Annotated in this window: 8 protein-coding genes; 3 read left to right on the forward strand and 5 right to left on the reverse strand. The window is 58.3% G+C overall.

Translation table 11 applies throughout. The annotated features are described in order from the left end of the window. Positions 1–96: 96 nt before the first annotated feature. The 3 genes from H8K04_00425 to H8K04_00435 are packed head-to-tail and all read left to right on the forward strand — an operon-like array spanning position 97 to position 6,368. Positions 97–4,854 (forward strand): multicopper oxidase domain-containing protein, encoded by a 4,758-nt coding sequence (locus H8K04_00425; protein UVT16068.1) that lies wholly within the window; start codon positions 97–99, stop codon positions 4,852–4,854. 22 nt (positions 4,855–4,876) lie between these two features. Further along, a complete protein-coding gene (locus H8K04_00430; GenBank protein UVT16069.1) occupies positions 4,877–5,575 on the forward strand; it encodes a hypothetical protein in 699 nt (232 codons plus the stop codon). Positions 5,576–5,594: 19 nt separating this feature from the next. Then, positions 5,595–6,368, forward strand: coding sequence for a carboxypeptidase regulatory-like domain-containing protein (locus H8K04_00435; protein UVT16070.1), 774 nt, complete (start codon positions 5,595–5,597; stop codon positions 6,366–6,368). Positions 6,369–6,390: 22 nt separating this feature from the next. Here the strand turns inward: H8K04_00435 and H8K04_00440 are convergent, their stop codons facing one another. The 5 genes from H8K04_00440 to H8K04_00460 form a co-directional block, all read right to left on the reverse strand. Further along, a complete protein-coding gene (locus H8K04_00440) occupies positions 6,391–7,704 on the reverse strand; it encodes an NAD(P)/FAD-dependent oxidoreductase (GenBank protein UVT16071.1) in 1,314 nt (437 codons plus the stop codon). Positions 7,705–7,775: 71 nt separating this feature from the next. Continuing rightward, entirely contained in the window at positions 7,776–8,285 is a 510-nt protein-coding gene (gene nuoB, locus H8K04_00445; protein ID UVT16072.1) for an NADH-quinone oxidoreductase subunit NuoB, read from the reverse strand. 14 nt (positions 8,286–8,299) lie between these two features. Then, positions 8,300–9,898, reverse strand: a complete 1,599-nt coding sequence (locus H8K04_00450; GenBank protein UVT16073.1) for an NADH-quinone oxidoreductase subunit C — start codon at positions 9,896–9,898, stop codon at positions 8,300–8,302. A gap of 13 nt (positions 9,899–9,911) precedes the next feature. Then, the gene (locus H8K04_00455) at positions 9,912–11,426 is read right to left on the reverse strand and encodes a hydrogenase 4 subunit F (protein UVT16074.1); all 1,515 of its coding nucleotides are present in this window, start codon (positions 11,424–11,426) and stop codon (positions 9,912–9,914) included. Further along, complete coding sequence (locus H8K04_00460) at positions 11,423–12,082, reverse strand: hydrogenase (protein UVT16075.1); 660 nt, start codon at positions 12,080–12,082, stop codon at positions 11,423–11,425. The genes H8K04_00455 and H8K04_00460 overlap by 4 nt, the downstream gene beginning before the upstream one ends.

A 12,082-nucleotide genomic window follows, 5' to 3' on the forward strand; every position in this document is an offset into this window, starting at 1 on the left:
CCAAAGGACGACGAGAGGATTGTGGATGAGTACCGATGAGCAGAAATCAACGAGCCGTCTGATGAGGCAGCTACACTAGGGAGAGGAGGCCGAGACATGAGGTCCAGTCAACTTGAACAAACGCGGAGGCAGAAGAACGCCGGCGTGATGCTGCGATTCCAAAGCCTGGCGTTGGCGAGCAGTTTAGCGTTCGCACCGATAGGATTTGCTGCCGAGCAACATCGTCATCACGACAATGCGGGCCAGGCATCGGCAGACAAGGTCATCTATCGCGAGGGCGGGTCGATCCTGCACGATCGAATGATGGATGAGGTCAAGCGCCAGCAAGAGTTCATAGGGGCGAAAGGTGGCTATAGTAATGGGGCCAATAGCCACATGCTCCAGCAGGGCGTTCTGCTGGTCGCGGAAGACCCGTCCAAGGTTGCTGTCAGCGGCGGCCAACGGTGTCCGGCCAACGCGCCGGTCAAAGAGTACCACGTCTCTGCGATCAACGTCGAAATCACGTTGAGCCGGTTTCTCGACTACTTCCCGGGCTACATGTATGTGCTGACCGAGAATGTTGAGAAGGTGCGGGGCGAGGAGAAAGCCAACAGTGACGCTCGAGAGAAAGAGAACGATCCCGGCGCGGTGTCGAACGGATTGCAAGGAGACATCATTCAGCCTTTAGTGATCCGCGCCAATCAAGGCGATTGCCTCAAGCTGACCCTCCACAACCAGATCAACGATGAACCGACCAATCTCGTCATCAACGGGTCGTCCATGGTCGTGACTGCCACGGGCAAGCCGGCGACTCCTTCGAACCCGGATACGACGGTGGCGGTTGGAGGGCAGCGGAGTTTTGAATGGTACATCCAACCGGACACGCAAGAGGGCGCGCGATTCTTCCGGTCACATGCCTCGCGCGAGCAATTCAATCTGGGCTTGATCGGGATGCTCGTGGTGGAACCACGCGGATCGCGTTATCTCAGTCCATTCGATGGTCAGCCGATGCCGAGTGGTTGGGAGGCGATGATTGAAGATCCGAACGGTGCGGACTTCCGAGAGTTCGCGATCTTCTACCATGAGGCCGGTGACGAGGCCTTTCGGCTCTTGAACAAGAAAGGTGAGATGCTGCCGCAGCGCGATCCCCACACCGATTCGTATCGGCCGGGCGCCCGGCTGCTCAATTATCGCAGCGAGCCGCACGGTACGCGCATCGAGCTTCAGGCGCACATGGGGTTCTACGGCGACGAGTCGATGGCGTACGGCTCCTATACGTTCGGTGATCCGGCGACGACGATTCCCAGGTCCTACCTCGGCGATCCGGCCAAATTCCGGATGGCAGGCGGGTCGGAAATCGTGCATTCGCATCATCTCCACGGCGGGTCCATCCGGTGGGCGCGCCAGCCGGGGAACAGTCAGCTCGACTTTGCGGTGTCGAAGAACGGCCCGGTGAAGTTCCCTCCGATCAGCGATACTTCGGATCGATTGGACGTACAGTCCATCGGACCGACGGAAGTGTACGATCAGGTGATCGAGGGTGGATCCGGCGGACTCCAGGCGTTGGCCGGTGAGTTCGTGTTCCATTGCCATATCCCCCAACATTATGTGACGGGCATGTGGGGATTCTGGCGTGTCTACAATACGCTGCAAGCGCCGGGGTTCCAGACCGACGTCATGAAACCGCTCGTGGAACTTCCTGACCGTGCGGGCAAGATGAAAGGAGGCATTCCATCGGACAAGCTGGTCGGCACCACAGTGGATTGGTACGGTGGGAAGAAGTACGAGATCACGAAGGATCGGACTGATTGGAAAGCAGATCCGGTGAAGGTCTCCCTCAAGGACTGGGTCGAGATGATGCTTCCTCCGCAAGGCAAGCCGGGTAAGAAGAACAGCGAAAAGGATCAGACACTCGCGTACGATGCGACCGTGAATGATTGGGCTTGGGATGGCCACAAGGCGCTCACTGAGCTGGAGACCGCGTATGAGTGGGTGAACTACAAGTCGGCCACGCCCGGGAAGCGGCAGGAGATTCTCTTCGATGCGCGATCCGGCAAACTCGCTTGGCCGTGGTTGCGGCCGCATCTGGGCCGTCGTGTCCCCTTCTCGCCAAGCCATAGCGGTGCCCCATGGCTGGAACCGATCCATCGCCGGGACGACGGCAGCAACTCGACGGAGCCACCGAGGCCTGGAGAGCAGGGACCGTGGAGTCTATGTCCTGAAGGAGCGCCGCAAAAATTCTTCAACATCCATGCGATTACGTTGCCGATCACACTGAAGAGGGCGACCGCCAAGACACCGGCGATCGTGGACCCGGACGGCATGCTCTATGTGCTGCATGAAGAAGAGCAGGACGTCCGGAAAACTTCCGCCAAGCAGATGCCATTGGTGATCCGCGGGAACGTGCAGGATTGCATCGACGTCGTCTACACGAGCGAGTTGAAGGACGATCAGCGTCAAGGGTTCTCCAGCAAGACGAACCTGCACCCGCACATGTTCCAGTTCGACACTCAGGCGTCGGATGGTCCCATCATCGGTTTCTCCTACGAGATGTCGCTGCGACCCTTCACCATCTTGAAGGACGAACACCCCGGCAAAGGTATGCCGGTGCCGATGAACACGACGATCGAAGCCGATGCCGCCAAGGGAACGGCGACCATCACGGTCAAGGATGCCTCGCGCTATCACGTGAAGACGGAACTCGGCGTGGGCATGGACGAGGTCGGCCGGTTTGAATCAGCACGAATCAGCAAGATCAGTGGAAACCAGATCACGTTTGAGCGGCCGCTCAAGTATCACCACAAGAAGGGCGAAATCGTCTCGGTGGAGTGGATCAGAGAACGGTGGTACGTGGACGCCGATTTCGGCACCACGTTCTGGCACGACCATGTGTTCGGATTGGATGGCTGGGGCCACGGCTTTTACTCAACGTTTATCGCCGAGCCGCCGCGATCGACCTATCATGACCCGGTGACCGGTAAGGAAGTCCGCAGCGGACCGGTGGCCGACATTCACACGACCGAACCGGTGTCCGCGCATATCAAGGGTTCGTTCCGTGAGATCGTCACGCAGGTCATGGATTCCAACCCCAGAACGTCGGAACTGATCACCACCGACAATCCGCAGGCGAAGGTCGGAGCAATTTCCGTCGACGGGACCCCTTCCGCAGTGTACCCCGCCCGGCTCAATCTGTTGCCGATGAAATTCTTGAACGGCGGCGAAGCGACGACCGGCGGCGGCTACAACATGCGGGTTGAGCCGTTGTCTGTGCGGCTCGCCAACAACCCCGATCCATCGCAGTTGTTCAGCAGCTCGATTCACGGAGATCCCGAGACCCCGATGTTGCGGGCCTATCTGGGCGATCCGGTGGTCGTCCGGTTGATTGAAGGATCGGCCAACGAAGTGCATTCCTGGCACATCAGCGGCCATTGGTTCCCGATGGAGCGGTACAGCAAGGACTCGATCCCGCGCAGCACGTTGCACGTCGTGATCGGAGAGCGGTATGACGCGGCCATCCCGGCCGCAGGGGGACCGCAGCAGATGGCCGGAGACTATCTCTACTACAGCGGGCGCGCGTCTCACTTCGCGGAAGGCAGCTGGGGGATTTTCAGAGTGTTCGATCAGGCGGATGCGACGCTGAAGCCGCTGCCGGGTCGGGCGGAGATTCCTCAATCGGCGAAGTCCGTCTGTCCGGCCGATGCGCCGGTCAAGACCTTCAATGTCGCCGCCATCGATAAGGCGATCCGGTACAACAAAGGAACGCCCGGTGTGATGGAGGTGGACTTGGAGCGGAAGATGGTGCTGGGCAACGAAACCGGAAAGATGTACGTGCTCGAAGGTGAAAAGACGAAGGTTGCCTCGGGCAGCCTCGAACCGAGTCCGCTTACCCTGCATGTGAATGTCGGCGATTGCATCAAGGTCAATCTGAAGAACGAAATGGCCAAAGATCGGGCCGGATTCCACGTCGATAATTTGGCCTACGATCCCAAGGAATCGATGGGGATCAACGCGGGCAACAACCCCGGTGACCAGACCGTCGCGCCGGGACAAAGCCGGACCTACACGTACTATGCCCATCCTGAATTCGGCGAAAACGCGGCTCTGATTCAGGACTGGGGAAACGTGATTGAAAATCCCCGAAACGGGCTCTTTGGCGCGATCATCATCGGTCCGAAGGGATCGCGTTATCGCGATCCGGCCAGCGGCGAAGATCTGAGCGACAAGAGCTCCTGGAAGGCGGACGTGATCGTCGATCGCACTCTGTCGGGGAATGAACATCGGCAGAACTATCGGTCGTTCGCGCTGCTGTTCCAGGATGAGGACAATATCATCGGCACCAGCTTCATGCCGTACATCCAAAAAGTCGCTGGTGTGACGGCGGTGAACTATCGGTCCGAGCCGACGGATTACCGCACTGAGAAAGGCTGTGCGTACAGTGAAATCTTCGTGTGCGTGAAGGCTGGTGAGCAGCCGGTGACGCCGACCATCGCCGCGCATGTCGGCGATCCGGTCGTGATTCATGTGCTAGGTGCCTTCAGCGAACAGGTCCAGCTGTTCAGCGTGTCCGGTCATGAATGGAAACATGAGCCCTACCTGACCGGGGCGGACCTCGTCAGCACCATGGAATTCGGCGGGTCCGAGGTCATCAATGCCTGGTTGCACGGCGGGGCCGGTGGGCCGAACAGTATCCCCGGCGACTATCTCTGGCTCAACCAGAGGCCCGGGTACCTTGACGCCGGTCACTGGGGAATGTTGAAGGTTTTGGATCGTGACAGCCGCGCGATTTTGCCGTTGAGCGGTCGGAGTCCGGCCACCCAACAGGCGGAAGAGCCATCGCCGGTGCAATCCCTACCGGTGTCCACGCAGGTCAAGTAGGCCTGCCTCATTGCAGACCTTGATGGGGGGAATCCGGTTGAAAAACCGGGTTTCCCCTCATTCATTTTTGGCGGCCAACAGTGCCTTGAACCGCATCTCATCCATGCGGTACAAACAAGACATGGACGTAAGCCGGAAGCGCACATTAGCCGGGTGGCCCGTGTTCTGGTTCATCTCGATTGTTCTCGTAAGCGGCCCTGTGGCGACGGCGACGGCGCTCGATTTTTCCGCCGACCGAATTGTCAAAGACGGGACGTCTGCGGTCACCGCTCACGTCAATGCCAAAGATGATCGCTGGCGGTTCGAATACACGCAACCACAAAGCGGTGCCAATATCATGATCGTTCGAATGGACAAGCAGCATTCGTGGCTCATCTTGTCGAAACGCCGGCAATACCTTGAGGTCCCGATTGCCAGCAGCCATTTGTTGACGGTCACTGAGAAGATGGAAGGAGAAGTCTTACGTGAGTTCGTGGGTGAAGAGATGCTGGACGGCCGCCCTACCGAATTGTTCGAGATCACGGTTGCCGAAAATGGCAGATCTCGCCAATATTATCGGTGGGTGACCAAGGCGGAGCGATTTCCCCTCAAGACCGTGAGCAAGCAGGGGAAGTGGTCTGAGGAGTTTCGCCGGTTGATTTTCACTCAGCAGTCTCCGTTCCTCTTCGAACTTCCGCGACGACTGGATAACGCGAATCCATCAGCAGGCACGCAACATTGATCGCGTGACTGGAGAAGATATGAAACAAGCGATTCGAGTAGGGCTATGCACAGTGGGTTGCCTGTCGGCCATGTTGACGTTGGGGTTTCGTCAGGATGCCGGAGCCTATGAGTCAGGAACCGTAACCGAGGCCGCGACGGTGCGCGGCAAGGTGATGTTTGCGGGAACGGTTCCGCCTCCAAAAGAATTTGAGTTGCGGCGCTATGCCGATGAAGTGTTCTGTGGAGCGCTCTCGGACGGAAAGGGGCGCCGATTCTTGAAAGAGGTCAATATCGGAGGAGAAGGCGGACTCAAGGATGTGGTCGTGATCGTGGAGGGAATCGAGAGAGGGAAGCCGTTCACCTTCACGGATGCCCAGATGGAAGCGAACATTTGTCAGTTCCTCCCATTTGTGACCGTGGTCAGCGATAAGCGCCAAGTCACCGTCACCAATCGGGATCCGGTTGCCCACGATATTCAAGGCTACGCCTATGACCAGGCTGGAGTGGATATCGTGCTCCATCGGCCGGCGCTGCAAGCCAGCGGGACTACGGATGTGGTTCAATTAGTGAAAGGACGAAAGGTCTTCACCATGCAGTGCGGGCGGCATCCCTACATGCAGAATTGGGGATATGCCATCGACAATCCCTACTATGCGGTGACGGATCTCGAGGGCTCATTCGCCATTGGAGATCTTCCGGCCGGCACCTACCGCATCAAGGCCTGGCACCCTATTTTGGGAATGCAAGAGCGGGAGATCACCGTGAAACCGAATGAGACGGTCTCCCTCGATCTGTTGTTTGAAAACAAGTAATGAAGAACGGGGCGCACAGAATTCAGGCCGGTTTCTCGAATTCATCCGCCGCCGGTGGGGGCGTTCGGGGGCGCGAGGTGCGAAAGTGGACGAGATCCTTCGAGAACAGCACATCTAAGGTCCAGTCCAAGGCCACGAGGAGTTTCTTCTCCAAGCGCGGGAGTTTCAGCAAATAAATGGTGCGCCAGAGCCACCAGGCGAAGAAGCCGGAGAAGTTCACCCCGAGAATGTTGGCGACCCCGGTCCGTTTCCCGATGGGCGCCAGCAGCCCGATCGTCGCGTAGCGGAAGGGTTTCATCGGGGCACCGCGCACGGTGGCGAGAATATTCCGCGCCGCCACCCGCCCTTCCCGGAGCGCATGTTGCGCGGTGGGCGGATGGAAGGCGCCCGTCCGGCCATCCGGCACGAGCGCACAGTCCCCCAACGCCCACACCCCGGGGCACCCGGGCACTTCCAGGTACTCATTGACGAGGACCCGGCCCTTCGTTTTCGGGCACGGCAGGGTGGCTAAGAGGGCATGCGGGGTAATGCCGGCGGTCCAGACCAGCGTATTGGTCGTCACGGTGGTCCCATCGCTGAGCATGACGTCGCGATCCGTCACGGCGGTGACTTTACAGTTCGCATGGATTTCCACCTGCTGCTCCCCAAGCTTGCGCTGAGCGTACGTGCCGAGCTTCTCCCCGAGTTCCGGTAAGATCACCGGCCCCGCACTGACCAGGATGAGCCGCAACATGTCGCCCCGAAGATGTGGAAAGAACCGCACCGCCTCCCGCAAAAAGTCATTCATGGCCGCAATGGTTTCGACCCCCGCAAACCCGCCGCCGGCCACGACGAAGTTCAGCAGCGGCGCCCGGAAGCCCCCCCCACACTCAAAGTCCGCTTCCTCCAGATTGGCAATGAGATGGTTGCGGAGCACAATCGCGTCACTCAGGGACTTCATCGTGAACGCCCGGCTGGCCACCCCGGGAATGTTGAAGAAATTCGTGGTGGAGCCGAGGGCCAGCACGAGGTGGTCATAGGGCAGCGAGTGGCAATGCTGCTCGTGCCCATGCGACAGGCCGACGCGTTGCTGCACGAGATCGATGGCCTCGATCTCGCCATGAAAGAACGTCACCCGCCGCAGCAGCTTGCGGATCGGGCTGACGATATTGGTGATGTCGAGGTCGCTCGCGGCGACCTCGTGCAGCATCGGGGTGAAGAGGAAAAAGTTATCGTGGTTGACGAGCGTGACGTCGACGGCCGCGCCGCGCGCCAACGCCCGTTCGAAGGCCAACGCCGCATACATGCCCCCGAACCCCCCGCCCAAAATCACCACGCGTGCCTTACCTTTGGACATATATCCTCAGCAATAGCTGAAATGTTCTGGAGCGCATGACGTGAGAAGCCTGTCCCACATGCTGTTCTGCCTCATTCCGTCGGCTTGCGCAGTTCTGACAGGACTTTGAGAATTTCATCCGGGCGCGGCGGGCAGCCGGGTATACGGACGTCGACGGGAATGTGGCGCTCAACCGGACCCGTCACGGCATAGCTGCCTTTGAACATGCCGCAGTTCATCGCACAATCGCCGAGCGCAATCACAATCTTCGGCTCGGGCGTTTGCTTGAACACATCTTTCAAGGCTCGCTCCATATTAATGGTGACCGGGCCGGTCACCACCAATGCATCGGCGTGACGCGGCGAGGCGGCGACATGAATGCCGAACCGCTCGGCGTCGTACACGGGATTCATAAGCGCGTTCATCTCCATCTCACAGGCGTTGCAGGAACCCGTATCGACTTCCCGGATTGCGAGAGATTGCCGAAAGATCTTAGTCTTTTCTGTCACAGCCGGATTGATTGGTTCCGAGGGCGGTTCAGATTCTGGATATTGTCCCGTGACGACGCCCGTCTTAAGGCTTTTTTTGATGATCCGAAACATGGCTCGTCCCCTTCTCAGAGGTCATTGCCCGCATACGACAGATTGAAGCTCTTGTTGATCAGTGGAAAATCAGGAATGATGTTCCCTAACACAGCCCATTGTAGGGCAGGCCAATTGACGAATGAGGGATCGCGGACTTTGCAGCGATGAATCATTCCATCGTCTCCGGCCGATACGAAATAGAGAATCTCGCCTCGCCATCCCTCCACGGCAGCGACTGCCCAGGTTCCAGGAGACGCCGATCGGTCTGGTTCAGCCGCTATGGGACCATCCGGAATTCGCGCGTGAATCTCGCGGATGAGTCGGATCGATTCGTGGATCTCATCGCCACGGACGCGCAATCTCGCTCGTGCGTCGCCATAGCGATACAGCGCCACGTTCACCGGCAGTTCGTCATACGCGGCGAAAGGGCGATCTCGTCGGACATCCTGATCCATCCCCGACGCCCGCCCGACCACTCCGGTCACAGCATGATCCCGGGCGATCCGTTCCGTCAGGACTCCTGTGGTCTCAAGTCGATCGGTGAGTGAGGCATTGGCAAAGATGATCGCGCCCACTTCGGAGAAGTCCTTCTGGATGCCGTTGAGTTCTTCAACGAGGTTGCTGAATAGGCCGCGATCGACGTCCCAACTGACTCCTCCTATCCGCATGACGCCCCGAAGAAACCGTGAACCTGTCAGCCGTTCATTGAGTTGCATGACTCGCTCCTTCATCCGCCCACAATGCGCATGGGCCAGCGCATACGCCGTGTCATTGCACATCGCACCGATATCCCCGAGGTGATTGTACAGTCGTTCCAGTTCCAGAAAGAGAGAACGGAGGTACCTGGCGCGTCGTGGCACGTCGAGATGCAGGAGCGTTTCCACCGCTTGGCAGTAGGCCAGACTGTGCCCGATGGTCGTGTCCCCAGACACGCGTTCCGCCAGCAGTACCGCGTCGATCAGCGTGAGTTGCTCGAACAGTTTTTCCACGCCACGATGTTTCCAGAAGTGGCGCACTTCCAACTGCATGATGGGCTCGCCGGCAACCGAAAAGCGGAAGTGTCCGGGTTCGATGATCCCAGCGTGAATCGGTCCGACCGGAACTTCAAAAACCCCTTCCCCTTCAATGTGGTGGAAACGGTATTCGCCCTGTTGGCGTTTCAGGACTCTGTTCCATAGAAAGTCTTTCCTTAACGGATGGGTTCCCTTCGGCCAATGCTCGTGTCGAACCAGACGACGAAGATCAGGATGGCCTTGTGGGATCAAACCAAAGAGATCACGAATCTCCCGTTCATACCATTGCGCGGCATGAACCGACGGAGTGATCGACGTGAATAGACGGTCATCTCCGGTCAACTTTGTCGTCAACAGCACAAATGGTTGGTGGGACTTGAACGCAAACAGATACTGCAACTCATACTTCTCCTCCAGGGGTCGGCAATCGACCGCGAATAGCAGAGCCAGGCGGCCTTGCATCTTCTCATGAAGAAGCTGGACGAGCTTCGGTAGTTGGAGTTTGTCGGTGCGGTAACACGCCAGAGCCGTGCCTGAGGGGTAATGCGGAACCAAGCAGGGAAAAACTGTCCGTATCTGCTGTTCGATTGATCGCTCAGGCGATGGACTGTCTGTCACTGTTTCCTCCCGACTACCGTTTGACCAACAGGGTTGAGGCGGTGTCAAAGAGTTGCTGCAACGGAGGCGGCAGAGCCCAACAGAATCCCACGAGCACGGCTCCCAGGAAAATGATCGGAACGTGCCCCACAGACCACTGCTCCCCAGGGACGACGCCCTTGGGAGCTATGCCCCAGACCATGCCAGTGATGCGATAGAGAAGGCCGGCGAAGGCAATGAGACTGCCGAGCAGGAGAATCACGACAAGAAATCGGGCACCCTGACTGGTCCAGTCACCCGGGGGCCCCGAGGATCCAAGTGCCGTGACGATCTGTATCTCACTGGAGAAAAGCGCAAAGGGCGGAAGTGCGGCTAGAGCGAGTCCGGCAATGAGCAGCGCCAGAGCAGACCAGGGCAGTACAGTCGTCAGGCCGCGGACCTCATCGATCTCGACGGTCTTGAATCGGCGATGGATATTGCCTGCCGCAAAGAAGGCAAGCGACTTGGCAAAGGCATGATTGACCAAATGGAATAAGCCGCCAAAATTACCGATGGGCCCGCCGACCCCGAACCCTACCATCGCCAATCCCATATGCTCAATGCTGGAGTAGGCAAAGAGGCGCTTGTAATTGTGTTGCACGAGGATAAAGAACGCCGCGAGCGCGAACGAGACGAGCCCAAAGCCGGCTAATAGACCGCCGGTAAAATCCGGAGGTACGGCCTGGTCGACGATGCCCCGGCATCTCAGAATGGCATAGACCGCCACGGTTTCCAGCACGCCAGCCAGCATGGCCGCTACCGGTGCCGGCGCCTCCGTGTAGGCATCGGGCAGCCAGCTGTGCATCGGCACGAGTCCGACTTTTGTGCCGTAGCCGACAAACAGAAACACGAAGGCCAATTTCAGAATGTGAGAATCCAGCTGTTCCGCCACCTGCTGGAGTTGGGTGATATTCAGGGCCGAACTGACATCTCCCAGCACGCGCAAGGAGGAATAATACATCAGCACGACTCCGAACAGAGCCAGGGAGATCCCGACGGAACAGAGGATGAGATATTTCCAGCCGGCTTCCAACGATTCGCGCCGCCGCCAGAAGGCGATGAGAAACGTCGTCGCCAGCGTCGTCGCCTCGATCGCCACCCATTGCACGCCTAAGCTGTTGGCAACCGTCGCAGTGACCATGGCCAGCAGGAACATATGAAACAGAAAGAAGAACAGATTGAGGCGTTTAGGCGCGATGACGCCGTGTACGACTTGTTCGTCCATATACGACCGCATATAGAGGGAACAGGCGAGGCCGACCGTCCCGATAATGAACAGAATGACCGACGAGAGAGCGTCGATGTACACGATCTCACCGAGCGCCGTGACCGACCCTTGCGCGAAGACGGATCGCGTGATCATGACTTCTGCGGCAACCAGTGTTCCCATGCTGGTCAAATTGGTCACATGAAGCCAGCGAGAGCTGGATAGCAGCAGGCTGAGCCCCCCAGCCACAAGTGGCGCGAGCAGGAGCAGGCTGATGGCGATCGTCGTGGCGAAATCGCTCATTCTTTCAGCTCGCTGAGGTGGGCGGTATCTACGCTATCGAAGGCATCTTGCAGCCGATTCGTATAGATGCCTGCGATCAAGGCGGCGACCAATACATCGAAGAACACGCCTAATTCAACGATCAGCGGCATGCCATAGGTTGCAGCCGTGGCTCCTAAGAAGAGGCCGTTTTCCATGACCAGGAACGCGATCATTTGCGTGACGGCCTTTTGGCGCGCGATCATCGTAAAGAAACCGATCAGCACGATCGCCAGCGCAATGGCCAGCGAATCCCGGGTCAGGAGATGTCCAAACGGAATGATCGGCTGTGTAATTAGGAAGGCGACCATGACCAGCACCCCGCAGATGAGCAGGCTGGCCGGCACATTGATATTCATCACCAGTTCACGTGAAACATTGAGTCGCTCGATCACCTTTTTTAAGATCCGGGGGATGACGATCGCCTTGATGACGATGGTCAGAGCAGCGGCGATGTAAATATGGTGAATCCCCGTCAGCAATGCGACGAGCGTCGCGGTGAGCGCGAGGAAAATCGATTGCAAGGCAAACAGATCGACACAGGCCGACAGGCGACGCTGTGCCACAATTCCAAAACAGGTTAGCAGCAAGAGAGCCGAACCCAAGTCTACCAATTGTGATCCGATCGGTGGTGTCAT

The sequence above is a fragment of the Nitrospira sp. genome (assembly GCA_024760525.1).
GTDB lineage: Bacteria > Nitrospirota > Nitrospiria > Nitrospirales > Nitrospiraceae > Nitrospira_D.